Genomic DNA, 23,048 nt, shown 5'->3' with positions numbered 1-23,048 from the left:
TTACTTATTGCGGTAAATCGTCCCCCGCGTGTAATTCTCCAAATTCTTCTTTAATCGCCTTCGGGTCGCCTTTGTAGAATACCAATACGTCGTCGTGAAGGCCGCTATTCGCGCGGGTCTTATTGAACTGTTCTACGGCCTTCGTTACCTGCACTTCTTCGAATTGGTCTACCGTTTCTTCTACCGAACCTTTGCAAAAGACTAATACGTTTTGGTGTAGCTTGCCAATTTTGCGGCCCGTGTTCATCTGCTTGCGAACCCGGATAGCAAGGCTTGTTACCTGGTTTACTAAAATCAAATGGTTATAGTAGCTTAGGCCGCACTCCGTAAAGGCTTCGATAGTGTGGCCTATGAAATTGCGGTAAATGCCCTTTTTATCTCGAATATCCCCAACTACGAAGACGGCAAAGCGGTTGTTCTTCAATCGGGCGCAAGCCTGCTTTATTGCGGCTTTGTAGGCTTCCAAGAACTGCGGGTAATCCATATTGGAAATATCGCGGGGGTCATTGCTATATACTTCCAAATCTGCGTACGGCGGGCAAGAAAATACCATATCGAAATCGCCGGTAACGCCGTTCTTTTGTAACACGTCTTCAAGCTGCGTACTATCGCCAACCGTCCAACGCGGCGCAATGTCGGCCGGCATGTTACCTAATACTTCCTTCGCGTTCTCGATATTGGCTACTACCTGTTTCTCCCGAAGGTCGTTACCAACGTACGGCATATTCAATTTTGCCGCTACGATACCGCGAACACTTCCACCGGCGAAGGGGTCTAAAATGCGGCCGCCCTCAATATTGAACCAACGGTAGGAAAGTTCGGTTAGAACGGGGTCGAATATTGAAGTAGTCGCCATAGCTTGTATTCCCTGCTTCTCCATTTCCGCTAACAATTCATCGGTAGACGGTTCCCGCCCCAAGGTTTCCCGAAGTGCGTTTTTGGTATCGTAAAAGGCAGGCGGTTGTGCTGATTTGGCAAATGTCAAATCTTCGTCCCTGCCTTCCTCGCTCTTTATGCCTATTTCCAACCAAGCGCGGCGGCGTTCCTGCCATTCGGCCGTACGGGTATTAAGCACGGAAAAAGGCGGCATTACGAAGTCGTCTTTAAGTCTTCTAAGCTGTTCTTCGGTATCTTCTTCCCCTTGGCCGCCTTCTCCGCCGTAGCCTTCCAATTCTACGCCCCAATCGTCGGGGGCTATATCCCACTTATCCGACGCTTGGGTAAGTGCCGCTTCGTCCCAAGCCAAGTTAGCGGCCCCGGTCGCATTGTCGGCTAAGGCAAGTTCGCGCCCTTCCCGCGTGTCTAAATCTATGTCGGTACGCTTTACCGCTACTATTTCTTCGCCGGTGGTTTCGACTATCAAAACCTTTTCTAAGCCAATTTGCCCGGCGTTTTCTACGGTCTTGTTTCCGGCTATAATACGGTTGTTCTTATCCAAAAGAATAGAACGGCCCGCCCCGAATTGGCGCAGGCTCTTTTCTATCAAACTTTGGCCGAACTGCGTACCCTTGTTAAAATTCACGTCGTCCGGTACAAGTTGGGCTATATCCGCTTCTATAATCTTCTTCGGTGTCATAGGCTCTACACGATGAAGTGGAAGACTAAGCGGGCCAATAGTACGTTAAGGACACCGGCAAGTACACCGACTACCGAAAAAATGAAATCCCAAACTTCCGGGGTTCCTTTCTTGCTGAAATTGTCGTAAAGCTCTTTCCCGGCGGCGGCCGCAATCCCGGCGCAAAGGCCATAGAATACACCGAAAAGCCCCACGAAGAAGGCGATAATAAAGCCCGCCGCTAAATGTAGCCATTTGTCCGAACTGAATAAGTAGCCCTTAAAGGTCGTAAGAGCCTGTAAAATCTTTTCTTTCATACCTGCGTACGTTTATTTGTGTGTAAATATTCGCGTTACGCAAAAATAAAAGAAGCGTATTATTATAATACGCTTCTTTATCCAAGAATAATTAAAAAGTTACCAACATAGATGGGGGATATATGCCCGTATAACCTGCTGGAAATCTTCTAAGGAACGGCAAACGATGTACTTATTACCGTGCGCTTCGGCCAACGCTTGCCACTCCTTTTGCGTGGGTGTCTGCCGGCTGCTTTTGCTGGGGGTCTTAAACTCGATACAAAGGGAATGAAACCCGCCGGAAGGGTAAAGTAGGATAAGGTCGGCAACCCCGGCCGTTACTCCTTCGCCCTTCATAATCGCGGCTTCCTTTGCGTTCCTCGCCCCGCCGTTCGGAACCGCGAAAAGAAGGCGGCCTATTTTCGGGTACTGCAACCGGAACCAAGTAACGCAGTCCTTCTGTATTTGGCTTTCTATATGTCGCATTTAACCTTTGTTTTATACCAAATCTTATGTTTTTTACACGCTATCGCATTGCGACTTTTTATTACGTTCTGTAACTTGCAATGGTCGTTATTGCTGGTTGCATCTCGTTCAAGGTATATGCAACTCCAACAATGTCTTTTTTTGCTTTGTCCCATAAATTTTATTCTTTTTCGTATAAGCGGCAAGCCGGGTTAGTTACCTTTATTCGCTTCAATCCGTTACCCGTTCTTCGGCTCTTTTGAAGGGCGCAACTTTGCACTATCTTCGTGCTATGGTCGTTCAATTCCCAACGCTGGCGGTGCTTACAAGTCCGGCAAGTCGGTAATTCCTGTTTGGCTCCGGTTTTAACGGCGGCTATAAATTTGTCGTAATCCATAGCCGAATATGCCTTTAACCAATCTTCGCGTACCAAAATATCGCGCTGGAGAACATAGGCGTAGAATACGCCATTTACCCGGCACCCGCCCGAAAAACGAGCGACCGATAAATACGGCTGCTTCGTAACGTCGGCAACTACTATAACTTTATCTGTGTCGAACATACCTATTCGTGTTTAACCGTTAATAAATACTTCTGTTCCCGTTCGGCCCGCTTAATCAATCGTTCTATATCTTGCCCTACGTCCGTACCGTTCCCGTTCTGAAATCCCACCCAATTTTTTACCTCGCAACCTCTAAGGGATTTTACTTTAAGAACCTGTATTAACGTCGAAGAAAGACCGCTTAACCTACAAGCCAATTCCTTCTTTTCGGCTTTTAGTGTCCTTATTTCTTCCTGTAAAGCCTTAGTTTCTTCGTTCTGCTTCATACTCATTATTTTGCTTTCTGTAATCAAATAACCGGGGCTTTACCCCTTCGCGGCGCATAATCGAAGCAAGGATAGTTATTTCGCCTTGCGCGTTTTGTTGCTGGCGTTCCGCATCCTTAACGACGGTTATAACCCCGTCTTTCTCCCAAAGTAGCCCCCATTTATCCGGCAAATCGACTTCGGTTATCAATCCTTCGGGACTGCAATAGTACCGAAAGGCCCCTACGCCTTCTTCCGGCTGCTGGCGGAAACTCTTTTTTGCATCGGCCAAGAAGTCGGAACGCGAAACCTTCACTTCGATAAGAACCGTAGCCCAATAGTTCCACCCGAAAACGTCCGGGATTTCTTGGCTGGCCGTTACCAATTCTACGGCAACGTATGGGCAGTAGCTGGAGCCGAATTTTGGCTTTCGTAACCATTTCCCCGCTAATCGGCATAATTCCCGGTGTCGGCTGTTATCGTGCGGCTGTTTTGGTTCCGGGAAGGTGGGGGGCAGTATCAATAGCCCCCGGTCTACGTCCTTTTCTTCCCATAGCTTCGTTTCATTATGAAGCGGCCAATAGTGCGGGCCGCAACCCAATAACCGATAGTTTTCATGTATAGCCAAATAGCCCGCCTAAGTTTTCGTAATGCGTCCTGTACGCTACTGGCAATCCAGCGATGTTTTATGCCGTTCTTTGTATCTTTAAGTAGGTCGGCGTACGCTTCGGCTCGCGTACGGAAGTATGTATTTTCGTACATTATTCGCCCCGTGTGGGTGGTATTGGGCCAACCGTATTCCTCGCATTGTTCGGCCTTTACTGCCCAATTCTCGGTAGTAAATACCGGAAGGTTACGGGCGAAGGTGTCCGGTTCATCAATCAAGGCCCGAAGTACCCCGTTTTTTTCGTCTGCCTTAATACGAGCGGCAAGCTGTCCTATTTCACTATTTTCTCCGGGCGTAACCAATGATGAATAGAAAACTTTACCGGTTTCTATATTTATGGCTATAAGCCCGTGAACAAACCCGGAACCGATACAAATACAATCCCCGCCGTATTTTTCTTCGTTATATATAGCCACGATATACCCTATATCGTAATGCTGCTTTATTGCTTTGAATCCCATAATATCTACTTTTTAGCTTCTACTTCTTGTTTCGCACGATAGTTTACTACCGTTTGGGCTACTCTGAATACAAGCCCGGTTATTGCGTCGCGCTGGGACTTCGGCAGGCCGCTTTCAAGGTTCGCAACCTTTATAAAAGTTTCCCTAATACCTTCTACCGTAAATATTCCCGCATCCTTCAATGCGTCGTACGGTGTCCGGCGATACCTGCAACCTTCTTGCGGAGCCGGTCGGTTGTTATAGGCTTCTATTTCGTAGCCTAAGAACTCGTTAAATTTGTCGTCTTTAATTATGTCCTTTACTTTCATCGTCTTTATCTTTATGTATGTTATAATCTTTATTCGCGTCGTAGCCGCACCAAGTACAATAACCGAGGGCTACATTAAGCGCATAGTTTTCGCGCTGGCATTTGGGGCATATTATAAGCCCTATACTTCCGTCGTCGTCCCTATATAGGCCATTCGGCAAATTGTCGCTTCGTGTTCCCATTAGTACCGCCTTTTTGTAAAGTGAATAATAGCGAAGTCAATCGTAACGGCAGAAGCAAGCCCGGCGAACTGCGGGTACTTCTTATCTGTTTCGGCGAAAATCGGCGCGAACCATGCCTTAAAATCGTCTACCGTAAGCCCGTCGTTTTCGGCTAAAATCTCCAGGGGGACGGGGTGGCCGTCTACCTCTGCCGTATAATCGTAATAAGTGGCAGTTGCTATCGGTTTATCCTGTTCTTCCGCATAGTGATTTATTACACGACGTTCGCGCCGTAACGCCAACCTTTGCACGCCTACAATGCCGGCCGGAATCTCGGTTATAACTTCTTGGGGGCTTCGGTATGGCTTCGCGCTCCATTGGCGGACGCTAAGAACTCCACCCGTAGCCGTTATTTTTTCGATTTTTGCCCGCCAATACCCGTAATTGCTTCGGCAGGTGTGTACCTTCCGCCCGTCGGCTACTTTGGCTATAAAGCCCGTTTCTTGCCCTTTACGGGGGTGCTTCGGGCCGAAGTATTTGCCAAGTGTTACTACTGCTTTCATACTATTGTGTTATTAAAACGTCCGACTTATTCACGGTTACGCATATTGGCTGTAATGGCTGGTTAAATGTTCGAAGGGCTACCCAAAGTTCCCCGGTTTCCGCTATCTTCTTCCGTTCTTCTTCGTCCAACTCAAAGCAAAAAACCGCCGTTCCGTCTTCTGATTTATATGCAGGAAGGGGGTAATATTCGGGTTGATTTTCTCCGTAAACTGCATTTACTTCCTTAAATTGTTTTGCTTTCATACTCAATATTTTAATTAACTTTTGTTCGGTTATAAAGTAGGTGCGTATCTATTCCGGTAGCGTTAAAGACCAAGGCCCGAACGTCTTGCCCTAATTTTTCTACGGCTTTTAAGGTGTCTTCTTGGCTAACTCCTTCGGCCTGCTGCTTCTCGAAAAACTTATCTAATAGTGCGCTCATAAATATTTTTGTAGAAGCCCGGAACCCTTCTAAGGTGTAATTCGGTTTTGCTCCGTTAAATGCTTCGTACTCCCAAAGGGTAGCTTCCATTTCTTCAAGCACGGGGCTTAATTTCTTTCCTATCATATCGATAATTGTTAAAATGGCAAATCGTCTACTTCTTCGGGTTGCTGATATGCCGGCGGCGCGTAAGTTGGTGTAGCGGCCGAAGTCGTTACGGCCTGCTGGGGGGCTTCTGTTTGGTCAGCCCGGTTTCCGCCTAAAAGCTGCAATTCTCTAACCCGGCAATTTATACCGGCTTGCAATGCTCCGCCGGCTTCATATGCCTTGGCCGAAAGTTCGCCGCGAATAAATACGCGGGTACCCTTCTTCAAATAGTTAATTACCTGGCTTTCTCCGTATTTAAGGCAACTTACCCAAGTCGTACGTTCGTGTCGTTGCCCCTGCGAATCTTTATAGCTTTCGGTATGGGCTACGCTGAAAGCTATGTACTTTTGTCCGTTAAGGTCTTTAATAATGGCGTCCGCTCCGAGGTTGCCAATTGCTTCTAATACTAACATATTGCTTTAATTATTTGGTTATTAACTCTATTCCTTTGGCTACTACTAACGGCTGTTCTTCGCTTAATTTCCCGATAAAAGCCGTTATAATTCGCCCTTGGTCGGGGTTTATGCCTAACGGCGAAAATGTCCCGTTACTGTTCTTTACTACCAGCAAAATAGCTCCTTCCGGCAACTTGCTTAAATCCTTTGTTTTCATTTTGTTTTAAGTCCTTCTATCTTATAAAAACCTTCTTCCGATGCTTCGATAAGGTTGTACCGGGTTGATTTTTTAATTTCGATACCTATACGGCGAAACAAGGGCGCAACCCGAATACACGTAACCGAACAAGCCCCATTTTTCCGTACATAAACCCGGAAAGCGTCGGGGTCTGTATTATAGGAAACTTTCAAGTGCAAAGCCCCGCGTTCATCGTGGGCCAATAGTACCCCTTTATGCTCTGAAAGGTTAAGTTCTGCAACTGCTCGGCTACTGAAAAATAAATAGCCGGTAGAAGCCAACGTAACGAACATTTTACCGGGTTTCGGTGGTTTAATAATTCGTAGTGTCATTCTATGCAACTTTTAATAGTTCGTCTACAATTTCTTCTACCAAGGCTTCGCAAAGAACACGGGCTATATTCACTTCTACCGCATTGCCGATAAACTTCTTTTGGTCGGCTTGCGTCCCTATAAGGGTGTAGTTTTCCGGGAACCCCATAATTCGCTTTAACTCGATAATTTTTAACATTCGCATTTTTATATCGACGATACCGTAAAGGGCCATAAACTCCTTTATTTTCCGCATTGGGCCGCTATCGGTTTCGTAAATCTCTATTGCCAATTGTCCGCACTCCGTAGCAATAAGGTACGGGGGCTTTTTATCCATTTTGGCGATAAGGGTAAAGCACGGCTTTTCGACGGAACCGCCGGCGTTAGAAAATTGAGGGTTCATAAGATACCATTTGCAGGCTATTACGTTTTGCTTGGGATTCGTCATTACCGCCGGGCAAGGGTTATCCAAGGATGATAATTGCCCGCCGCCGCTATAATTGTTCGCTATAAATTCCGGCTTTACCACCGAAAACCTATCTTTCGTTGTAATAGTGGGCGAAGGCATATTTACGGAATGATTATTACCGTTTCCATAGTATGCCGAAAGAAATTCGGCCCCTACTAAACTATGGTGGTCTACGGTCGTAATGGTTCCCGCTACGTTGTCTACGCTGGAAACCTTGCTTTCCGGGTGTCCGCTAAAATGCTTTGCGAGAAAATGAATGTTCGCTATCCCTAACCTGTTTTGGCAAGCTACGGTAGGGCATGGTTCATCTATCGAAGGCGGGATATGCTTCCCCGTCTTCTTATTGACTGAATTATATTTAATCAAAAACGAATCCTTCCCGCCTGCTACGAACTTTATAAGGCCCGCGTATATGCGTTCCAAGGTCTTAGGCGAAAGCGGTTTTTTACGATTAAAGATACTTTCCCCTTCATCGGCAAAGTCCAAAACTTCCTTTACGGGTTTCCACTTCGCCAAGCTGCCGAAAAGGTCGCCGCCCCCGGTCTTTGAGTGGGTAGGCTTCGGCCATACAATAGGTAGGTACGGTTTGGCAAATATCCCGAAGAAACGCTTTCGGCTGGTATATGCCCCATAATCCGCTGCATTAAGTATTCTATGGTCGAACTTGTACCCGTAGGCTTTTACGTTATCTACCCAATTGGTATAAAGCCGCCCTTTGTCCCTGCTAATCGGTTTTCCGTTTTCGTCCAAGTCGCCCCAGCTCATAAATTCTTCTACGTTCTCGATTTGGATATAATCGGGGGTAAGAGCTTCTATGTACCTAAACAAGTGTTCGGCAAGGGTACGGCTATCTGCGTCGCGGGGCTGGCCGCCTTTGGCCCGGCTGAAATTGGTACATTCAAGCGAAGCCCAAAGCACAACTTTCGCCATAGGGTACATTCGGCGCATTTCGGCGGTATGTTCTGCCAATGGGCGTAAGTCCAAGGTTCGCATATCTTCCGTATAGTGCTGCGCTTCGGGATGATTGGCCGCGTGGCTCGCTATGGCGTTCGCGTCGTGGTTTACGCAAGCTATAACCTTCGCGCATTTTCGCTCCTTATAGTTGGCCTTCTCTACGCCTGTACTTGTTCCACCCGCACCGCAAAACAAGTCTATATATAGTAATCTAATGTTGTCCATTTCGTATTATAGTCAGACGCTTTCGCGGAAAATTAGTCTTTTGATAGGTGGGCTTTGACTGCGTTTGCATAAGCCCTAAATTCGGGGGTATATCGGTAATCATCCGGGTACTTTCTGAGGTAGTAGATAATAGTAGCATGGTTCCGCTTCATCTCTTTTGCAATCCTTACCACCGTTGCCCCTTCTTCACGGCATAGCTGGGCGAAAATCATACGGGAAAAGACGTGTTTTTGCTCTCTACTTTCGCCTATAATATCGAAGAATGAAACGCCCATGCCTTCGGCTATCGCCTGCTTTATGTGCTGGAAGGCAGGTACTTCTTCGTAAATAATTGTCTTTCCCGTTAGTTCGGCTAAATTCTTTTCAAGCGTAGCCCCTTTGGAAAATCCCCAATCGGGCAACAAATAAATAGCGTCGCACCCCATAAGTAGAAGAACGTCCATAGCTACATGGGCTTCCCAAGAGGCGGTAGCCGGAATACCGTTTTTAAGCGGGTTTATCACTTCGTAACCTTGGGCTTTTAACTTGGTTTCCGTTTCGTCGAACTTTGCCGCTACTTCTTCTATTGGTAGGCCGCTAATTCGGCCTGAAATGTATATCTTTTCCATATTGGCTATTATTTTCTATAAGAGTAATTTTCAAACGCTATTCTGTCGAACATTTCCGTAAATCGGTCGGCTATCCGTTCGCCGTATTTATCTGCCAGGTCTTCCGCGCTTAGATTGCTGGTCATAATTGTAAACTTCTGCCGGTCATACCGGTAGTAAATCGTATCGACAAAAGGACTAATTTCGTTTCCCCAAACCTTCACTACGGAAGGTTCCGTACCTACGTCGTCAATCGCCAATAACTCGGCTTTCTTAATGTAGTCGAAGCGTTCCGGCTGGTTCTTGGCTATGTCTGCAAGTTCCAAAGCCGATACCGCCAAAACATTTTTACGCCGGTCTGAATATAGGCTTTCGTACAGTACCCCTATAAGGCTACCTATTGCACGAACTAAGGTTGTTTTGCCATTGCCTACTGTTCCATGAAGAAGAAGCCCCGGTTTATGGTTTCCCGTCAGCCATTTTGCCGCCTTTTCTATATGGCTTTGGGTTGCTTCGTCGTCGATGAACTGCATACGCCGCCGCATAACTTCGGCTATATAACATTCGCGCAACATTGCCGGCACGTCTTCGGTGTATTTATCGACCTTAAAGCGTATCGGTATATTTCTTTTTTGAAGTACCGCCCGGAACCGCGCCAAGTCTACCCGTTGCGGCCCCTGTTTGTTGTCCTTTTCGTCCATTTCCGCTATTCCCTTTTTCGTTACGCTCCCAAGTTCTAACCGCTGCTCTCCAATCCTTCATACAGTTGCGGCCCACCTTCCAACCGTTAGAAGTATAGTAATCTATCCACGCTTGCGGGTCTACGTCGTTGCCCCGTTCTTGGCAATACGCCGCAACTTCTTCTAAGGTAGGTTTCTGAAAGATTGTACCGCCTTTTGTTTTAGGGGCTGCCTTACCCTTGCCTTGGGGCTTGCCAGCACCTAACGTCGGCCCTTGCGGTAGCTGGGTAATACCTTCGTTCAAAACCCGCATAAGGTCGTATTTTTCAAGTTTTTGCAATACCGATTTATGCGCGTTGTTCGTAGGGTTCAAGTTCGATAACCCGCCGTACTGAAATATGATAAATTCGGGTAAAAACGCTTTGCTTCCGTTATTGAAGAAATGGATTCTTCCGGCAAAGGCTTTTTCGAAGTCCTCTAAATCGTACGTTTCGCCGCAATAAAGCCCGGCTACCTCTAAGTCTACTTCCCATATTCCGGCGTTGTCGCACTCGCAAAAAAGGTACACCCAAAGCAATTTATAAGCGGGCGGTAAGTCCCTTATAAATCGTTTCTTAAATAGGTCGGTATCTATAAATCTTTTTGCCATTTTGTTACTTTTGAAAAGCTACCCCGGCCCGGAAACCGGGGTAGCTGGGTTAATACTGCTATTGCTCGATAATCGCAATTTCGGGGCTTAGTTCCCGAATGCGGGCTACCTGCACGTCTATAATTCGGTCGCGCAGGTCTTCCAAAAGCTGGCACGCTCCGGGGCTTACAAGTTGTAGGGTTACGTCGCGGCCGTTTACCGAAGCGTAAAATTCCACTTCGATAGTTTCCGCCGGCATACCTTTGAAAATCGGAATTTGAAGGGTAAAGGCTTCCGGCAGGTTACTCATAACCACGCCGCTATAATTGTCTTTGAAGTCGCCCTTTTCGCTCTTTTGCTTCTCTACCTTGGAATTTACGGTAGCTTCGAAGTTTTTAAGTTCGGTTACGAGCTTCATATTCGCGGTTTTGTCCGGGAAAAATGCGCGGTTCATTTTGAAGAACTGCCCCAACTCGTTAGGTTCCCAACCTTTGCCGGCGTTAATCCCAAATTCGGAAAATTTGGGGTGCGTAGTCAGTTTTCCAACGATTCGCCCGCGTCTATATTCGTCGTCTTCGTTCGTGATAAGGGTAATACTTACCTGTTCACGGTCTACTAAGACGTGGCAGCGCAACGGGTTAATTTGTTCGGAATCGTACCGCCGTAATTCCAAAAATTCAACCGGCGCACCGATAACACCGGAAAGGTCGATTTTTACCGGGGGCTTGGGGGCAAGAACTGCGGGGGCCTCGCCCTCACGTACGATAATTTCCGCCTGCGTAGTTCCTTCGGGAAGGTTTACTACTACTTTTTTGTTTTCGTCCATACTTTTTTACTTGTTGATTGTGAAACTTTTACTTGGTTTGAAGTGGGCTACTTCGTGCGCCGGTACGATAATCGTAGTACCGGCGGTAATGTTACGGGCTTTCTTTTCGGCCCGTTTCTTCGGCTGGAAGGTTCCGAAGCCACGAAGGTAAACGGGTTCCTTGCGCTGTACGCATTCCTTAATTGCGTCTAATGTGGCTTCGATAATCGGCCTTACGTGGCTATCGTTTTGCCCGGTCTTACTGCCAACGACTGTAATTAAATCTTGCTTCGTCATTGCTTTGCTTTTTAGTTGTTAGTACCTGTTTTTCTTCCGATTTGGAAAAGTGTTGTTTGTAATTCTTCGCTGTACGCCGGCCGGCTCTCGATAAGGTCGCCGTTCTCGTTGTAGTAGCCGACTTCGCGGGCTTCTTGGTCGATGAACTTAAAGCACCTTTCGGTAACAAATTCGGCTTTCTTCTTCAAACCGTCCAAGGTCTTTTTTCGCTCCGTCGTAAGGGGTTCCAAACGGGCCTTAAAGTCCTTCATCGCGGCCGTCTTTTCTTCCTCGATGTCGTTAATTTCGATGTCCGTTTCCGAAAGGCTTTCTTTCATGCGGGCCAATTCTTCCGGGGTAAAAGGCTTCATATACCCCTTTTCTTCCACCGCGTCGCAGTTATCCATAAGGAAGGCTACGCGCTTCTTGCCTTGTTCAAGGTCTTTCCCTAATTCTCTTTCCATGTTGCATTATTTTTTGATTAAAAGAAAATCGTTATAAAGACCTTCGAACTGACGGCCCGCGTACGTGGCGAGTTCACGGGTTTTATAGCAAAGCCGGGAGCCGACAGTCGCAGTCGTATTCGAAGCCGTGTAATGCGTATCCGCGTACGAAAAGCCGGCAGACGCGGGATTATACACGAACCAAGGCCAATATTTGTACTCGTTGCTATTGGCCCAATCCGGCCGCCAACCTTCGTTAAGGGCTTCGGCAATGGTCTTTAACTTGCGGTAGGCTATTTCGTCCTTGGTAAAGCCTAACTTCGCTAATACGGTTTCGTTCATCGGCTCAATGCCAAGCACAGCGCAAGCGTCCGCGTAGGTCTTTACGCGCTTGGTAATGTCCTTCGGGGCAACCATTTTTACGGCCTGTAATACGGTCGTATTAACCCCTAACTTCTCGGCCAATCGTTCGGCTTCCTTGCTGGCAGCCTGTTCGTTCTCGTGTTTGTACGTCGGTGCGCCTTGGCCTTCGGCGTAAACCATAAAAAACTGCTTTTCCATTTTGTTATTTGTTAAAAAGTGAACTTTGTTTTTCTTCCCTCTTTTGCTCGTAAAGTATTCGCCTTTGTCGCGCAATACTCAACCGGACGGCCCTAATAGCGTCTTCACGCCCTTTTAGGCTTTCTTCGTACTCCAATAGTTCCGCTTCGCTTTGGGCGATAAAATACCCTTCGGAAGTGGCTATTAAGCCCGGTATAAGGTCGTTTGTCCTTATGTGGTTTATAATCTTCCTTACCCGTGCGTCGTTTAGTTTATAGGAACCTTTAAGGGTATTTACGATATGCTTGTTTGTAACGGCATTTTCGCGCCCTATTTTCGTCCTAAGCCCCCGTACGAGAAGCGGAAGAAGTACGCCCATTTCGTAATCGTTTAAGGGCTGCGTTTCTTGGTCAAATCCTTTAATCATATCAAAAGGGGGTTTTGTCGAAATTGATTATTAGCCCCGCTTCGGCTATATGTACGGTCTTACCGGTTGCGGCTCGCACTCCGGCCCGGAATTGTTCGGCGTTGCTGTTACCGTCGGAAAGGTGGATAAGAACAATATTATTTACCCCCTTTATATCGTTGGCTTGTAACGCCTGTACGCAATGGTCGTAGCTTAAATGCGATTTTAGCGTACGGTTCCGAACAACGGCGGGAATGCGCCCGGCCGCTATATTCGCGTCCAATAGGTCTAAGCGGTAATTACATTCTATCAATACGTTATTAAGTCCTGCAAACTTGCAAGGCAAGTAATAGGTATCGGTAGCGAATAGGATATTACCCGTTTCTTCGTGATTGATGAAGAACCCCAAAGGCTCGGCGGAATCGTGCTTAGTCCCGAAAGGAATAATTCGGAAACCGCCGAGGGTAAAAAGGGTTCCGGCTTTGCAAACATTCGCGCGGCGCGGGCCTTCTATTGGGGTGTTCTCAATTGTACCGGCCGAAGCGTAGACGGGTACGGTAGCTTTCAATACTTCGTTAATGTAGCCTGCGTGGTCTTTGTGTTCGTGGGTAATTAGGCAGCCTACAACCTTCGTTATATTGTAGTCTAACGCTTGCTTCACGCTGGCGAACCTTACGCCCGCTTCCAATAACAAGGCTTCGCGGTCGTTCTCCAATATGTAGCTATTTCCGTGGCTGCTACTGCCTAATACTTTTAGAACCATTGTAACTACGCTTCTACGATTTTGCGAAATGCTTTACGCTTCCTTTTTAGCGGAAGGTTCCGGCCGATGAAGTCCATAGCCGTAGCGAATTTGCCCGAAAATCGAATAAGGGCTTTGTCTTGCTGGGCTACGCTCTGTTCGTTCTCCTTCGCCATGTCCGCCGCTTTGTTAATCCGGGCGTTCATTGCGTCGATGTCCTTTGCCGTCAGAATGGCAATACCAAAAATTACTTTCATATTAGAATCCAGGTGTTTTAAGTGGCTGTTTGGTTCCGTTCGTTTCTGCTTGGCCGAAATCAAGTGTTCCGCCGGTATTGGCGTTATTCTGTATTTCGGTTTCTACCTCGTGGGTAACGTCCTTATATTCCACGTCTTCAACGGGGCCGCTTTGTTCATCAGCGTCGCCGAAGTCGCAACCGGTTATATACTCGTAAAGGGCTTTTTTGGCGCGTCGTTCGGCTTTACCCCGGATTTGGTCGGGGCTGCTGTAATCGTCCTTCTTCACGGTTGCCACTATTCCGAAGCTGTTTTTTTCTCCGTTGTACGTGTAGCTGATTTTGCAAGGCACCTCCGCAAATCCGGCGGTTTGGCCTTTGTCAAATGATACGTCGATGAAGTATTTTACGCCGAGTTTCCGAAGAAGGGCCGTATAGCCTTCCTTGGTCGGGTACATTCGTTCGGCAATAATATTAAATTGGTTGCCGGTCGGAAGAAGCCCGATACTTACCGCGTCTATAATCGCGTCCCGAACAACCGGGATAGTATAAAGCGGTTGTACCGTCCCGTTTTTACGCGGCCGCCCGTTACGGTCGGTAAGAAAGCCTACCTTCGTGTTCATAAGCGGCATAAATACACGCTCCATTACTTCGTCGGAAAGAGCTTCGCGCAAAAGGGCAATTACGTTTACGGCAGTAAATGCCGCGCCGAAGTTGTTTACAATCTGCAAGGCCGAAGCGTCCTTACAGGCAAGTTCAAATTTCCGCTTTGCTTCGTCAATTACGGTTAATCCTTTTTCTTCTGCCATAACTCATAATTTTTATAGGTTGTTATTCGTTTTCAAGAAGTCGGCTTAACTTCTTCAAGGTCGCTAATTCCATAGCTTCGGCAGCAAGCGGCGCGGTTTGTTTTTCGGTGAAGAAATTCGCCAACCCCTTTATTACTTGCCCACCGTTACCGCCTACTGCTATTACGCCCTGCACATTCTCGCTTTCGCCGTCCTTATTGTCCTTAACGTCCGTGCCGATAAGGATAAAGGCCCGGCCTTCGTTGTCTTTTACCGCCTGCGTAAGCGTTTCGGCGATTTGCTCCAACTGCTGCGCGAACTCGCGCTTTTCTTTGTTCTCGTTCATAACTTTAATTTTTATAAGTGGTTAATGGTTAATTCTCTGTCGGTGGTTACAACCAATTTTACAAGCTGGGAAGCAACCGGGAATAGTTGGTTTACGCTTTCGGCGTTGTCGATGAATACCGGTGCGCTTACCCCGTGATACAGGCAAAGCGTGTTAATGATGTCAAGCCCGGCGTTTATCTTTCCGGCAGTATTGAGGTCTGCGTACTTAACCCCGTCTACCATTGCGATACAAGTAGGGGTTTCGCCGCCATTTAGCTGGGCTTCGAACATTCGGAAGCGGACGGTTTGGAACTTACTATTTACCCGGCGTTCTACTTCGTCCATTCGGGCCTTATTAAGTTCGTCTATCGTAAATTCCTGCTTTTCTAAGTCTGCTTGCTGCTGGGCTAATTCCTTTTCCCGCGCCAATATTTCGGCCTTCTTTGCGGCGTTCTTTTCAATGGTAGCCCGAATATTTAGCTTTTGTTTTACTTCGTCCAAAAGGGCCGTAAGTTCCCGTTTCTTGGCGGTAAGCTCGGTAGTATCGGCCGCCGGTATATCCGAAATGGTAGCGGATATTTCGGCTATCCGGGCTTCTATCTCCTTCCATTCGGGTAAGTCTTCGGGGATAATGTCGGTAGATACGGTTACTTCCGGGTTGGCGGCTATTTCCGCTTCCAAGTCCTGTAACTTCTTCGCGTATTCGGCTTTCTTGGCGGCGATAACTTCCATACGTTCGGAAAGTTGGGCTTCCAATTCCTGTAACCGGGCTTTCTTTTCGGCTATTCGCTGGTTTAGCGTTTTGCCTTCTTCGGTAATCCGGGTAAGGTCGCGGGTCTTGGCTTCGTCGAATTTGGCCCGCGCCTTCTCTTTGGCAATAGCGTCCATACGCAAAACGCTTGCGTCCGAGCATAAGGTTTCGTATATCGGGCAAATAAGGCCGTCGGTACTTACTTTGTATTCTTCGGCGTTCCGCGTATTCCATTCTTCGCGCTTGGCTTCCACCTTGGCGGATAAGCCCGCTATTTCGGAAGTAAGGGTTTTAATAGTATAGCGAATATCGGAAAGGCCGTTTTCCGAAGCGGTATTATAATTTTCTGCTTCCCGCTTGGTTATTTCGTAGCTGGTCTTAACCTCGTTACGTTTGGCATTCTTCTCGTAGCCTTCCTTTTGGGCCGCCTGCCTTGCCCGAAAAATTATATCTTGCTGCTGGTTCCGAAGGTCGTTAATCGCTTTGCGTTTTCCCTGCACCCCTTCGTAGTGTTTGCGGGCCGTTTCTGCAACGTCCGTAATAGCCGTTTCCACTTCTTCCAATTCGGCGGATAAGCGTACCTTTTCGGCTTCCAAGGCTTCGTAATCCGGTGCTTCGGGCGTAACGCTGTCTATTGCGTTAATCTCGATAGGGCATTTCCCCAAACCTTCCTTAATCCGGCTTTTGCGGTAGGCTATTTCTTGCTTGAACTCCGCCAAATCTTTACCGGAAAGCAGCGAAAGGATAGCCGCAAAATCGGCGCGACCGGCGGCCACTTCTTCGTATGTTACACCCCCGGCAATGCGTAGCAATATTTCGCGCTGGGTCTTCCAATCCAACGAAGGGAAGTAAGCCGGGTTCGTAATTAACTTAAAAAGTTGTTCTTCGGTTATGGCCGTTACTTTCTCTTGGAACGCTCCCGCCTTAATTTCTACGCCATTGCAGAAGTAATGCGTAGTATTTCCTTTAAGTTCTACTTCGGCCTTGCCGCGCGGTTTTACCCAATCTTCCGTAAGGGTGCGGGTAAGGGCTACTTCTTCGCCGTTTACGTCTAAAACCGCCGTTACGGAATGTTCCAATTTAAGTATAGGGTTCCCGTCCGGGCCGACCGTCTTAACGGTAAATGCGCCTTTCCCGCTATCCGTACGGTCGTTACTGTCTTTGCCGAAAAGCACCCAAGTAAAAGCGTCGAAAACGGTGCTTTTACCCGTCGCGTTTGCGCCGGCAATGGTGGTTACTTCGCCGAATTTTACGGCCAAGTCCCTAATACCCTTAAAGTTTTTAAGGGTCAATTCTTTTAATGTTACCTTCTTGCTCATAACAAGTTATTTATTTCGGTTGTTACTTTTCTTTGCTCGCTTTGCGGCCAACTCTAAGGCTTTTTCCGCATCTACTATTATCAACCTTCCGACCTGCCTATATGCGCCGTCGATTAATCCGCTTTGCTTTATGCGGCTGGCGGTAGTCTTGGAACATTTGAATAGTTCGGCAATCCCGGCCCGGCCGTAGACGTACTTTTTATTTGGGTCTTTGGTAACGTCTACTTCTATCCGGGGGCTTTGTCCTTTCCCTATTAGTTCCAATAATTCCCCCGCCGTAAGGTCTATAAGTCTTGTATTTAAGTCTGCCATACCTAACTGTCTTGCGGGTCTTCCGGTGGTGGGACCCGTTTTATAATGCGGGCGGCATTAGCGAAGTTGGCAACCTCTAAAAACAAGAACCAAAACGGGGCTTCCGCCGTGCTTGCAAGAAGGCAAAACGATATAACGAAATACCATACTATCGCCTTCTGTTTTAGCGTCAATCCCGAAAGGGACAATTCTTTAATTAGTTGCTTCATAGCCTTTGCCTTTTATAGTTCCCAAAAATCTAATTCGTATTCCTGCCGTCTTCCGGTTCTTCGTGTCGCTGTACGTTCGGCAGCCTTGCGGCTTCTGAACAGTCGGTAGGTGTCGCCTTGGGCGTACAATTCATGCGGTAGAATAATCGCAAGGAAGAAGCAGGCTATAATTGTCCGTTTTATAGGGGATAGGTCGAAAGAAACGCCGCAATGTGTGCAGAACCACCATACGCAAAGCTCCGTAGCCTTCTGTATTCCTATCTTGCTATAAATATTTCGCGCGGTATTCTCAACCGTTCGGGGCGAAATAGAAAGCCTGTCGGCCACTTCCTTTTTTGCGGCTCCCCAAGCCAACAATTCGGCTATTTGGGTTTCTCGCTGCGTTAGTCCTGCTTCGGCTCTCATTTCTATTTTCCCCAAATGTTTGTAGTAACGCCGTACTTCCTAAATACCAATTCGACGGCGACGGCTTGGCTTGCCTTGGGTTCGATACGTCCGAACTTGTAAGCCGCGAAAGTGTTGCGGTTGTTAATCCCCAACGCCTGCCAAAGCTCCTTAGTGGCGGCCTCTACGTCAATTTGTCGAAGCTGCATAAAGCCGGCGTTAAATCCTTCTTTGTAAATTGTCGTTTCGCTCATTTCTCAATATTGTTAAGTATGTATTCAATTGCTTGTTTATGGGAAGCAAAGCTATTCCCGTCGAACTCGAAGGTTTCCGAATAGGGGCCGCCGGCAACCTTGAAGGTGCGCGTTCCCTCGTAGGTCTTCCCGTTAATCGTAAAGGTTAGTTTTGAAACTGTTACCCTTTCCGTAACCCGTCCCCAAGGCTTTTTTACCTCGGTATTGCTTAGCGAAATAGTTTCGCCTACCGCGTACGAAAATTCTATACGCCTTGCTTTGCCATTAACTATTGCTGTCTTTTTCATCTTCTATTTGAAATATAGTGTTACTTGTAATCCTCTGCGTAGGCAACATTTTACGCTGTCTTTCTTGCTGTTAAGTGCGCGGGTAATGAATTTTTCGGTAAGCTCTACACCGATTAACCCCACCAAGCCGGAAACCCCTACAAGGCGGTTTATCCTTCTGTTTTCGCTGTCTACTCCGTAAACTTTCAAAAGGAAGTTTCGGTTAATAAATGTCGTATCGTACTTCATAATTCATTGTCGCTTAAATTGCTTAGGTATTTTTTGCTATGCCGCTTATTTGCTCGGAGCGTATTATTATTATACCTTTGCAATCGTATCGGTTACACAATGCAAATATATAGCATTGCAGTACAACAAGCAAATTTTTGCTATACAAAAAGCGAAAAATATTTTTTGAAACCTTCTAAAATCGTGTTATATGGGTGTAAAAGAAAGACTTAGGGAGTATATCAAAACCCTAAATATTAGTGAACGGGAATTTTGTAGGCAAATAGGCGTTTCGTCGTCTTATGTCAATAATATACGCCAATCTATACAGCCCGATAAGATGAAGGCTATCGGCGAAAAATTCCCGGAGCTTAATCCCATGTGGTTACTTACCGGCGACGGCACAATGCGGAACGGAGATAATACAAACCGCATTTCGGGAAATAACAACACCGCCGTTGCCGGCAACGGGAACCAAGTTACAACTAACGATATTGCGGGTTTGATTGAACTGCAAAAAGGCTATCAAGAAATGATAAAAGAAAAGGATAGCCAAATAGCCCGACTTATATCTGTAATTGAAAAGCTAAGCGAAAAATAAAGCATTGCAGTACGTTTGCGCTATGTAATAGTATGGCTTTTCATAGTACGCTTATAGGAAACGGGCAGAAATGCCCCAAATTTCAACGCAAGTATATATAGCTATACTTTCTACCGCCCAACGTACAAAAGTGCCTAAAATCAAAAATTCGATAAAAATAACTGTGCATAATGGAACCGGAAACAATCGAAATAAAAGTATCCGAATACTACGACCAACCCAAATATTACGGGGACATGCCGGAAGCGGTGTTTAATGCCTTGGAAGCGGCGTTTATTTCCGGCGCGGAAACTGCCATAGTGCCAAAGACGGCGTTCGAAATGATGTTAATGAGCTTTGAAAATGGGCGTAAAGAAGCCTAAGATAATAACCCCTATCGAAGATGGCGTAAACCGCCGTTTCTTCCAAGCGATAGAAGCCCTTGTTTCATTGGGCCGTTTGTCCGCTTTGGAATCCTTTTGCAAGGAAGCCGGGTTAAGTGCTTCCCGCTATCGGGAAACCCGATTTACTTACGGAGTAACCCCAAGGCCCGGTAAAGTTTCCCGCTATAAGTCTATACAAATAGAAGCCCTTTATTATTTGGTAGCCAAGTATTCCGTTTCTTCCGATTGGTTATTAACCGGCCGGGGTAATATGTTTTCAAAATGAAGCGGACTATTAAATTTAATCTATTCCCCAAAAAGGTAGGGGGTGTATTGGTAGAGTGTCGCCCTATTCGTATGCGTGTTTGCTATGCCGGGTATCGGGTAGACTTTCGGGTAGGGTATAGTATTGAACCGGAAAAATGGAATGAAGAGGAAGGCCGCGTTATCTCCAATACAAAAAACCGGTTCCGACAAACGGCCGGCGAAATAAATAAGGCTATTACGGCTTGCGAAGAACAAATAGAAGCCATATTTACCCGGTTCGAACTGCTGGAAAAGCGGGTACCGACACCGGGCGAACTTAAAACGGCTTTCGATGAAGCTACCGGGAAGATAACCCCGGCTACCGAAGCGGAAGAAAACGGCCAGCCATTCTATAAAGCCTACGCCGAATTTACGGAAACTATGGGCCGTTTGAATGATTGGACGAAAGCGACCTATACGAAGTTTAATAGCCTGCGTAAGCACTTGGAAGCGTTTAACAAGAACCTTACATTTGACGAAATAAACGAAGTTACCCTACAAAAGTTTATTACAAGCCTTCATAAAGCCGACCTTCGTAATACTACCATATCTAAAAATATGTCCTTTCTTCGGTGGTTCCTGCGCTGGGCGCACCATAAAGGATATAACCCAAGCAACGTACACGAAACATTTAAGCCGAAGTTCAAAGGGGCCGACGGAAACGCAAAGGAAATTATATATTTGGAATGGGAAGAACTGTTTAACCTGTATTCCTTCAAATTCCCGCCGTCCCGGTCTTCGCTGGAAGCCGTGCGCGATGTGTTTTGTTTCTGCTGCTTTACCGGCCTTCGCTATTCCGACGTGGCAAAATTGCGCCGAAGCGACGTAAAGAAGGATTATATAAGCGTGGTTACTCAAAAGACCGTAGACGGCCTTATTATCGAACTGAATAAGTATAGCCGGGCCATACTGAAAAAGTACGAGAATATAGGTTTGCCGAATGATAAGGCCCTACCGGTCATAAGTAACGTAAAAATGAACGAACACCTTAAAGTAATGGGGGAAATGGCGGGTATCGACGAACCTACAAGGGTCGTATATTTCAAGGGGAATGTTCGGCACGAAGAAGTATTACCGAAATACGCCCTTCTTACCACCCATTGCGGCCGACGTACTTTTATCATAAACGCGCTTAGGCTGGGGGTTCCGGCGGAAGTAATTATGAAGTGGACGGGACACAGCGACTACAAAGCGATGAAGCCCTATATTAAAATCGTCGATAAATTGAAGGTCGCCGAAATGGATAAATTTAACAAGTTCCCGATACCCCGAAAGAAGGGGAAATAAGCCGAACCCAAAAAGGAACCCAAATACGCCTTAACTAATCGGTAACGTATGGTTCCTTATGTTACCAACAATCGGGATAAAATGCTGATATTTCGGAAACTTGGTAACGTATGGTAGTTCGTTGTTCGTATGTTCTTACAGCCTCTCTCTCCGCTGGAAAGAATTGCAAAACAAAGAAAATCCCTGTAAATTAATACTTTACGGGGATTTTTTGTTTTTGGTGCATAGCAAAAATAAGCATATCAAAGCATTCTTTCGGTGTACTATTCGGTGTACCTGTTTGCCTTTAATGTTAGGTACACCTATTAAGTAAATAATTCATTGTTTATCAGTGTTTTGCATCTTGACTTGTTGCTCTTGGAATTTTAGTTTTGTGATTAAAAAACAAGTAAGATGGAAAGAACAACATTTTGTCTATTGTTCTACATTCGTAGGACGAAATTGAATCGGAACGGTGAGGCTCCGATAATGATGAGAATTACAGTGAATGGAGTCCGGGTTGATGCTTCAGTGAAGAAAACAATTCTTCCGGAATTTTGGAGTGTGGCAAAAGGAAAGGCCCTGGAAAAGAAGCGTGAGTACAAGGAACTGAATCTGTATCTTGATTCTATCCGTTTGAGGATAATGAAAATTCAGCGTGAACTGGAAATAGAAGGTGTAGCAGTTTCTGCCGGCAGTGTCCTGGACCGTTTTTGGGGAAAGGATGCTCCCGTACAGCGTACCCTGTTTGAGGTTTTCCGTGAACATAATGATAAATGCGCCCGATTGTCCGGTACGGACATGGCGCCTGCAACCGTGCAGCGTTATGAGACATCCTTGAAGCATACTCAGGATTTTGTCTGGGAGACATATCATAAGAAAGATATTCTTTTGGATGAAGTTTCCCGCCAGTTTGTTGAGGATTACGAGTTTTGGCTTAAGACCTCGAAAAAGTGTTGTCATAATACAGCCACCAAGTATCTGAAGAACTTCAAGAAGATTATCCGTATCGCTTTGGCCAAGGGATGGATGAAGAATGATCCGTTTTTGGAAATCAGGTTCTCGTTGGATAAGGTGGAGCCGGACTTCTTGGAAGATTCGGAAATCCGAAAACTGATTTCAAAGGAGATTGATATTCCGAGGCTGGGTCAGGTACGGGATATTTTTGTGTTCTGTTGCTTCACCGGTCTGGCCTTCTCGGATATTCACGGATTGGGAAAGGAGCATATAGTGGAGGATTCGAACGGTGTCAGATGGATACGCAAGGGAAGGCAGAAGACCAAAATCATGTGTAACATCCCATTGATGGAAGTTCCGTTAAAAATATTGGAGAAGTATTCCACCAATGAATATTGCAGGAAACATGGTGTGCTTTTTCCGGTGCTTTGTAATCAAAAAAATGAACGCCTATCTCAAGGAGCTGGCTGATATTTGTGGCATAAAAAAACATTGACCACCCATGTGGCGAAACACAATGCTTTTGCTATCTAACTGAAAATTAAATAGTTCTCTTGTTATTTTTATTTAATAGGTAACTATTTAGAAACGAGCGAAATTCAGCGGCTTGTTTCATCTTGCATACATTCAAAGGACGTTTTTGTTATGCAAAAATAAGGTTTTCAAGTGAGAAAAACAAAATATCCTTAGGCTTTATCTCCTAAAAACTACCAGTAATGGGGGCTGGAAAACAATCCTCCTTTTGAAGATATTTCTCTTCTTTTATGTACATATCCGCGTATGCTTTGCGGAACAAATGTCTTTTTCTATTATTAATATTCATCATTTCCTTTTTTGCCAAACGCATCTTACTATCAGGTCTGTCCTTTTTTCTATAGTTGTGTCCCTGGCATAAGACTGTCCTGCCGGGTTACGGGTATGGAAGTGTTCCTC

At 46.2% G+C, this 23,048-nt stretch carries 39 protein-coding genes and 1 pseudogene; 5 read left to right on the top strand and 35 right to left on the bottom strand.

Translation table 11 applies throughout. The features are described from left to right. Positions 1–4: 4 nt before the first annotated feature. The 35 genes from AB5903_RS02040 to AB5903_RS01870 all read right to left on the bottom strand — a co-directional run bounded on the left by AB5903_RS02040 (position 5) and on the right by AB5903_RS01870 (position 18,644). The gene (locus AB5903_RS02040) at positions 5–1,576 is read right to left on the bottom strand and encodes a hypothetical protein (RefSeq protein ID WP_015545825.1); all 1,572 of its coding nucleotides are present in this window, start codon (positions 1,574–1,576) and stop codon (positions 5–7) included. A gap of 5 nt (positions 1,577–1,581) precedes the next feature. Next, a complete protein-coding gene (locus tag AB5903_RS02035; RefSeq protein ID WP_015545826.1) occupies positions 1,582–1,872 on the bottom strand; it encodes a hypothetical protein in 291 nt (96 codons plus the stop codon). A gap of 99 nt (positions 1,873–1,971) precedes the next feature. Next, a complete protein-coding gene (locus tag AB5903_RS02030; RefSeq protein WP_015545827.1) occupies positions 1,972–2,337 on the bottom strand; it encodes a VRR-NUC domain-containing protein in 366 nt (121 codons plus the stop codon). Between the two features lie 160 nt (positions 2,338–2,497). Further along, entirely contained in the window at positions 2,498–2,878 is a 381-nt protein-coding gene (locus tag AB5903_RS02025) for a hypothetical protein (RefSeq protein ID WP_015545828.1), read from the bottom strand. 2 nt (positions 2,879–2,880) lie between these two features. Then, complete coding sequence (locus tag AB5903_RS02020; RefSeq protein WP_044053920.1) at positions 2,881–3,144, bottom strand: hypothetical protein; 264 nt, start codon at positions 3,142–3,144, stop codon at positions 2,881–2,883. After that, entirely contained in the window at positions 3,122–3,751 is a 630-nt protein-coding gene (locus AB5903_RS02015) for a hypothetical protein (protein ID WP_149880965.1), read from the bottom strand. Before AB5903_RS02015 ends, AB5903_RS02020 begins: the two co-directional genes overlap by 23 nt. Continuing rightward, positions 3,658–4,251: a hypothetical protein gene (locus AB5903_RS02010; protein ID WP_015545829.1), complete on the bottom strand. Its 594-nt coding sequence runs from the start codon at positions 4,249–4,251 to the stop codon at positions 3,658–3,660. Before AB5903_RS02010 ends, AB5903_RS02015 begins: the two co-directional genes overlap by 94 nt. A gap of 5 nt (positions 4,252–4,256) precedes the next feature. Next, positions 4,257–4,559: a hypothetical protein gene (locus tag AB5903_RS02005; protein ID WP_015545830.1), complete on the bottom strand. Its 303-nt coding sequence runs from the start codon at positions 4,557–4,559 to the stop codon at positions 4,257–4,259. Then, complete coding sequence (locus AB5903_RS02000) at positions 4,537–4,740, bottom strand: hypothetical protein (protein WP_227204638.1); 204 nt, start codon at positions 4,738–4,740, stop codon at positions 4,537–4,539. Before AB5903_RS02000 ends, AB5903_RS02005 begins: the two co-directional genes overlap by 23 nt. After that, entirely contained in the window at positions 4,740–5,282 is a 543-nt protein-coding gene (locus AB5903_RS01995; protein ID WP_015545831.1) for a hypothetical protein, read from the bottom strand. The genes AB5903_RS02000 and AB5903_RS01995 overlap by 1 nt, the downstream gene beginning before the upstream one ends. Position 5,283: 1 nt before the next feature. Further along, on the bottom strand, positions 5,284–5,526 hold the full coding sequence (locus AB5903_RS01990; RefSeq protein WP_034780540.1) for a hypothetical protein: 243 nt from the start codon (positions 5,524–5,526) through the stop codon (positions 5,284–5,286). Between the two features lie 10 nt (positions 5,527–5,536). Continuing rightward, positions 5,537–5,830, bottom strand: coding sequence for a hypothetical protein (locus AB5903_RS01985; protein ID WP_015545832.1), 294 nt, complete (start codon positions 5,828–5,830; stop codon positions 5,537–5,539). Positions 5,831–5,841: 11 nt separating this feature from the next. Next, positions 5,842–6,264 carry a single-stranded DNA-binding protein gene (locus AB5903_RS01980; protein ID WP_015545833.1) on the bottom strand — a complete coding sequence of 141 codons (423 nt, stop codon included), beginning with the start codon at positions 6,262–6,264 and terminating at the stop codon, positions 5,842–5,844. Between the two features lie 10 nt (positions 6,265–6,274). Next, the gene (locus AB5903_RS01975; protein ID WP_019131462.1) at positions 6,275–6,463 is read right to left on the bottom strand and encodes a hypothetical protein; all 189 of its coding nucleotides are present in this window, start codon (positions 6,461–6,463) and stop codon (positions 6,275–6,277) included. Next, on the bottom strand, positions 6,460–6,816 hold the full coding sequence (locus AB5903_RS01970; RefSeq protein WP_122141268.1) for a hypothetical protein: 357 nt from the start codon (positions 6,814–6,816) through the stop codon (positions 6,460–6,462). Before AB5903_RS01970 ends, AB5903_RS01975 begins: the two co-directional genes overlap by 4 nt. Position 6,817: 1 nt before the next feature. After that, the gene (locus tag AB5903_RS01965; RefSeq protein ID WP_015545834.1) at positions 6,818–8,443 is read right to left on the bottom strand and encodes a DNA cytosine methyltransferase; all 1,626 of its coding nucleotides are present in this window, start codon (positions 8,441–8,443) and stop codon (positions 6,818–6,820) included. A 32-nt stretch (positions 8,444–8,475) separates the two neighbouring features. Further along, positions 8,476–9,051 carry a DUF4406 domain-containing protein gene (locus AB5903_RS01960; RefSeq protein ID WP_015545835.1) on the bottom strand — a complete coding sequence of 192 codons (576 nt, stop codon included), beginning with the start codon at positions 9,049–9,051 and terminating at the stop codon, positions 8,476–8,478. An 8-nt stretch (positions 9,052–9,059) separates the two neighbouring features. Next, on the bottom strand, positions 9,060–9,605 hold the full coding sequence (locus AB5903_RS01955) for an ATP-binding protein (protein WP_019131463.1): 546 nt from the start codon (positions 9,603–9,605) through the stop codon (positions 9,060–9,062). 31 nt (positions 9,606–9,636) lie between these two features. Beyond that, positions 9,637–10,359, bottom strand: coding sequence for a hypothetical protein (locus tag AB5903_RS01950; protein ID WP_015545837.1), 723 nt, complete (start codon positions 10,357–10,359; stop codon positions 9,637–9,639). Positions 10,360–10,417: 58 nt separating this feature from the next. Then, entirely contained in the window at positions 10,418–11,164 is a 747-nt protein-coding gene (locus AB5903_RS01945; RefSeq protein WP_015545838.1) for a hypothetical protein, read from the bottom strand. Positions 11,165–11,170: 6 nt separating this feature from the next. Then, positions 11,171–11,440: an HU family DNA-binding protein gene (locus AB5903_RS01940; protein ID WP_015545839.1), complete on the bottom strand. Its 270-nt coding sequence runs from the start codon at positions 11,438–11,440 to the stop codon at positions 11,171–11,173. A gap of 11 nt (positions 11,441–11,451) precedes the next feature. After that, positions 11,452–11,883, bottom strand: a complete 432-nt coding sequence (locus AB5903_RS01935) for a hypothetical protein (protein WP_015545840.1) — start codon at positions 11,881–11,883, stop codon at positions 11,452–11,454. A 6-nt stretch (positions 11,884–11,889) separates the two neighbouring features. Then, on the bottom strand, positions 11,890–12,423 hold the full coding sequence (locus AB5903_RS01930; protein WP_368117626.1) for a hypothetical protein: 534 nt from the start codon (positions 12,421–12,423) through the stop codon (positions 11,890–11,892). Positions 12,424–12,427: 4 nt separating this feature from the next. Further along, positions 12,428–12,829: a hypothetical protein gene (locus AB5903_RS01925; protein ID WP_015545842.1), complete on the bottom strand. Its 402-nt coding sequence runs from the start codon at positions 12,827–12,829 to the stop codon at positions 12,428–12,430. 1 nt (position 12,830) lies between these two features. Beyond that, a complete protein-coding gene (locus AB5903_RS01920; RefSeq protein WP_015545843.1) occupies positions 12,831–13,571 on the bottom strand; it encodes an MBL fold metallo-hydrolase in 741 nt (246 codons plus the stop codon). A 5-nt stretch (positions 13,572–13,576) separates the two neighbouring features. Then, positions 13,577–13,807, bottom strand: coding sequence for a hypothetical protein (locus AB5903_RS01915; RefSeq protein ID WP_015545844.1), 231 nt, complete (start codon positions 13,805–13,807; stop codon positions 13,577–13,579). A 1-nt stretch (position 13,808) separates the two neighbouring features. Beyond that, entirely contained in the window at positions 13,809–14,594 is a 786-nt protein-coding gene (locus tag AB5903_RS01910) for a hypothetical protein (RefSeq protein ID WP_015545845.1), read from the bottom strand. Between the two features lie 22 nt (positions 14,595–14,616). Beyond that, on the bottom strand, positions 14,617–14,919 hold the full coding sequence (locus AB5903_RS01905; RefSeq protein ID WP_015545846.1) for a hypothetical protein: 303 nt from the start codon (positions 14,917–14,919) through the stop codon (positions 14,617–14,619). 11 nt (positions 14,920–14,930) lie between these two features. After that, positions 14,931–16,970, bottom strand: a complete 2,040-nt coding sequence (locus AB5903_RS01900; protein ID WP_015545847.1) for an AAA family ATPase — start codon at positions 16,968–16,970, stop codon at positions 14,931–14,933. A gap of 6 nt (positions 16,971–16,976) precedes the next feature. Beyond that, a complete protein-coding gene (locus tag AB5903_RS01895) occupies positions 16,977–17,282 on the bottom strand; it encodes a DUF3853 family protein (RefSeq protein WP_015545848.1) in 306 nt (101 codons plus the stop codon). Positions 17,283–17,284: 2 nt separating this feature from the next. After that, the gene (locus AB5903_RS01890) at positions 17,285–17,491 is read right to left on the bottom strand and encodes a hypothetical protein (RefSeq protein ID WP_015545849.1); all 207 of its coding nucleotides are present in this window, start codon (positions 17,489–17,491) and stop codon (positions 17,285–17,287) included. Between the two features lie 12 nt (positions 17,492–17,503). Further along, positions 17,504–17,896, bottom strand: coding sequence for a helix-turn-helix transcriptional regulator (locus AB5903_RS01885; RefSeq protein WP_019131467.1), 393 nt, complete (start codon positions 17,894–17,896; stop codon positions 17,504–17,506). 2 nt (positions 17,897–17,898) lie between these two features. Continuing rightward, the gene (locus AB5903_RS01880; RefSeq protein WP_015545850.1) at positions 17,899–18,129 is read right to left on the bottom strand and encodes a hypothetical protein; all 231 of its coding nucleotides are present in this window, start codon (positions 18,127–18,129) and stop codon (positions 17,899–17,901) included. Continuing rightward, on the bottom strand, positions 18,126–18,416 hold the full coding sequence (locus AB5903_RS01875; RefSeq protein ID WP_015545851.1) for a hypothetical protein: 291 nt from the start codon (positions 18,414–18,416) through the stop codon (positions 18,126–18,128). Before AB5903_RS01875 ends, AB5903_RS01880 begins: the two co-directional genes overlap by 4 nt. Before the next feature lie 3 nt (positions 18,417–18,419). Next, positions 18,420–18,644: a hypothetical protein gene (locus tag AB5903_RS01870; protein WP_019131468.1), complete on the bottom strand. Its 225-nt coding sequence runs from the start codon at positions 18,642–18,644 to the stop codon at positions 18,420–18,422. A 190-nt stretch (positions 18,645–18,834) separates the two neighbouring features. Between AB5903_RS01870 and AB5903_RS01865 the strand changes: the two genes are divergently transcribed. From AB5903_RS01865 to AB5903_RS01845, 5 genes and pseudogenes are all read left to right on the top strand, one after another. Further along, positions 18,835–19,224, top strand: a complete 390-nt coding sequence (locus tag AB5903_RS01865; RefSeq protein ID WP_015545852.1) for a helix-turn-helix domain-containing protein — start codon at positions 18,835–18,837, stop codon at positions 19,222–19,224. A gap of 170 nt (positions 19,225–19,394) precedes the next feature. Then, entirely contained in the window at positions 19,395–19,586 is a 192-nt protein-coding gene (locus AB5903_RS01860; RefSeq protein WP_015545853.1) for a hypothetical protein, read from the top strand. Beyond that, positions 19,567–19,872 carry a hypothetical protein gene (locus AB5903_RS01855; protein ID WP_122141266.1) on the top strand — a complete coding sequence of 102 codons (306 nt, stop codon included), beginning with the start codon at positions 19,567–19,569 and terminating at the stop codon, positions 19,870–19,872. The genes AB5903_RS01860 and AB5903_RS01855 overlap by 20 nt, the downstream gene beginning before the upstream one ends. Next, positions 19,869–21,179, top strand: coding sequence for a site-specific integrase (locus AB5903_RS01850; protein ID WP_026075110.1), 1,311 nt, complete (start codon positions 19,869–19,871; stop codon positions 21,177–21,179). Before AB5903_RS01855 ends, AB5903_RS01850 begins: the two co-directional genes overlap by 4 nt. A gap of 393 nt (positions 21,180–21,572) precedes the next feature. Beyond that, positions 21,573–22,631 (top strand): annotated as a pseudogene (locus AB5903_RS01845) (site-specific integrase); the annotation flags it as partial. Positions 22,632–23,048: the final 417 nt, after the last annotated feature.

This window comes from Bacteroides sp. 2201st1_D9_2201SCRN_220225 (genome assembly GCF_040928965.1).
Taxonomy (GTDB): Bacteria; Bacteroidota; Bacteroidia; order Bacteroidales; family Bacteroidaceae; genus Bacteroides; species Bacteroides stercoris.
The sequence above is the reverse complement of the archived record's forward strand: the minus strand, read 5'-3'. Positions and strand labels throughout refer to the sequence as shown.

Bases quoted from the DNA above. Each gene is read 5' to 3' on its own strand.
- AB5903_RS01895 (WP_015545848.1), bottom strand. From the start codon at position 17,282: ATGGCAGACTTAAATACAAGACTTATAGACCTTACGGCGGGGGAATTA.
- AB5903_RS01965 (WP_015545834.1), bottom strand. From the start codon at position 8,443: ATGGACAACATTAGATTACTATATATAGACTTGTTTTGCGGTGCGGGT.
- AB5903_RS01885 (WP_019131467.1), bottom strand. From the start codon at position 17,896: ATGAGAGCCGAAGCAGGACTAACGCAGCGAGAAACCCAAATAGCCGAA.
- AB5903_RS01955 (WP_019131463.1), bottom strand. From the start codon at position 9,605: ATGTTGCGCGAATGTTATATAGCCGAAGTTATGCGGCGGCGTATGCAG.
- AB5903_RS01970 (WP_122141268.1), bottom strand. From the start codon at position 6,816: ATGACACTACGAATTATTAAACCACCGAAACCCGGTAAAATGTTCGTT.
- AB5903_RS02030 (WP_015545827.1), bottom strand. From the start codon at position 2,337: ATGCGACATATAGAAAGCCAAATACAGAAGGACTGCGTTACTTGGTTC.
- AB5903_RS01980 (WP_015545833.1), bottom strand. From the start codon at position 6,264: ATGTTAGTATTAGAAGCAATTGGCAACCTCGGAGCGGACGCCATTATT.
- AB5903_RS01950 (WP_015545837.1), bottom strand. From the start codon at position 10,359: ATGGCAAAAAGATTTATAGATACCGACCTATTTAAGAAACGATTTATA.
- AB5903_RS01860 (WP_015545853.1), top strand. From the start codon at position 19,395: ATGGAACCGGAAACAATCGAAATAAAAGTATCCGAATACTACGACCAA.
- AB5903_RS01910 (WP_015545845.1), bottom strand. From the start codon at position 14,594: ATGGCAGAAGAAAAAGGATTAACCGTAATTGACGAAGCAAAGCGGAAA.
- AB5903_RS01870 (WP_019131468.1), bottom strand. From the start codon at position 18,644: ATGAAGTACGATACGACATTTATTAACCGAAACTTCCTTTTGAAAGTT.
- AB5903_RS01975 (WP_019131462.1), bottom strand. From the start codon at position 6,463: ATGAAAACAAAGGATTTAAGCAAGTTGCCGGAAGGAGCTATTTTGCTG.
- AB5903_RS01880 (WP_015545850.1), bottom strand. From the start codon at position 18,129: ATGAGCGAAACGACAATTTACAAAGAAGGATTTAACGCCGGCTTTATG.
- AB5903_RS01995 (WP_015545831.1), bottom strand. From the start codon at position 5,282: ATGAAAGCAGTAGTAACACTTGGCAAATACTTCGGCCCGAAGCACCCC.
- AB5903_RS01985 (WP_015545832.1), bottom strand. From the start codon at position 5,830: ATGATAGGAAAGAAATTAAGCCCCGTGCTTGAAGAAATGGAAGCTACC.
- AB5903_RS02000 (WP_227204638.1), bottom strand. From the start codon at position 4,740: ATGGGAACACGAAGCGACAATTTGCCGAATGGCCTATATAGGGACGAC.
- AB5903_RS01960 (WP_015545835.1), bottom strand. From the start codon at position 9,051: ATGGAAAAGATATACATTTCAGGCCGAATTAGCGGCCTACCAATAGAA.
- AB5903_RS01925 (WP_015545842.1), bottom strand. From the start codon at position 12,829: ATGATTAAAGGATTTGACCAAGAAACGCAGCCCTTAAACGATTACGAA.
- AB5903_RS01900 (WP_015545847.1), bottom strand. From the start codon at position 16,970: ATGAGCAAGAAGGTAACATTAAAAGAATTGACCCTTAAAAACTTTAAG.
- AB5903_RS01990 (WP_034780540.1), bottom strand. From the start codon at position 5,526: ATGAAAGCAAAACAATTTAAGGAAGTAAATGCAGTTTACGGAGAAAAT.
- AB5903_RS01920 (WP_015545843.1), bottom strand. From the start codon at position 13,571: ATGGTTCTAAAAGTATTAGGCAGTAGCAGCCACGGAAATAGCTACATA.
- AB5903_RS01875 (WP_015545851.1), bottom strand. From the start codon at position 18,416: ATGAAAAAGACAGCAATAGTTAATGGCAAAGCAAGGCGTATAGAATTT.
- AB5903_RS01890 (WP_015545849.1), bottom strand. From the start codon at position 17,491: ATGAAGCAACTAATTAAAGAATTGTCCCTTTCGGGATTGACGCTAAAA.
- AB5903_RS02010 (WP_015545829.1), bottom strand. From the start codon at position 4,251: ATGGGATTCAAAGCAATAAAGCAGCATTACGATATAGGGTATATCGTG.
- AB5903_RS01855 (WP_122141266.1), top strand. From the start codon at position 19,567: ATGGGCGTAAAGAAGCCTAAGATAATAACCCCTATCGAAGATGGCGTA.
- AB5903_RS02040 (WP_015545825.1), bottom strand. From the start codon at position 1,576: ATGACACCGAAGAAGATTATAGAAGCGGATATAGCCCAACTTGTACCG.
- AB5903_RS01940 (WP_015545839.1), bottom strand. From the start codon at position 11,440: ATGACGAAGCAAGATTTAATTACAGTCGTTGGCAGTAAGACCGGGCAA.
- AB5903_RS01905 (WP_015545846.1), bottom strand. From the start codon at position 14,919: ATGAACGAGAACAAAGAAAAGCGCGAGTTCGCGCAGCAGTTGGAGCAA.
- AB5903_RS01865 (WP_015545852.1), top strand. From the start codon at position 18,835: ATGGGTGTAAAAGAAAGACTTAGGGAGTATATCAAAACCCTAAATATT.
- AB5903_RS02035 (WP_015545826.1), bottom strand. From the start codon at position 1,872: ATGAAAGAAAAGATTTTACAGGCTCTTACGACCTTTAAGGGCTACTTA.
- AB5903_RS02025 (WP_015545828.1), bottom strand. From the start codon at position 2,878: ATGTTCGACACAGATAAAGTTATAGTAGTTGCCGACGTTACGAAGCAG.
- AB5903_RS01935 (WP_015545840.1), bottom strand. From the start codon at position 11,883: ATGGAAAGAGAATTAGGGAAAGACCTTGAACAAGGCAAGAAGCGCGTA.
- AB5903_RS01945 (WP_015545838.1), bottom strand. From the start codon at position 11,164: ATGGACGAAAACAAAAAAGTAGTAGTAAACCTTCCCGAAGGAACTACG.
- AB5903_RS02020 (WP_044053920.1), bottom strand. From the start codon at position 3,144: ATGAAGCAGAACGAAGAAACTAAGGCTTTACAGGAAGAAATAAGGACA.
- AB5903_RS01930 (WP_368117626.1), bottom strand. From the start codon at position 12,423: ATGGAAAAGCAGTTTTTTATGGTTTACGCCGAAGGCCAAGGCGCACCG.
- AB5903_RS01915 (WP_015545844.1), bottom strand. From the start codon at position 13,807: ATGAAAGTAATTTTTGGTATTGCCATTCTGACGGCAAAGGACATCGAC.
- AB5903_RS01850 (WP_026075110.1), top strand. From the start codon at position 19,869: ATGAAGCGGACTATTAAATTTAATCTATTCCCCAAAAAGGTAGGGGGT.
- AB5903_RS02005 (WP_015545830.1), bottom strand. From the start codon at position 4,559: ATGAAAGTAAAGGACATAATTAAAGACGACAAATTTAACGAGTTCTTA.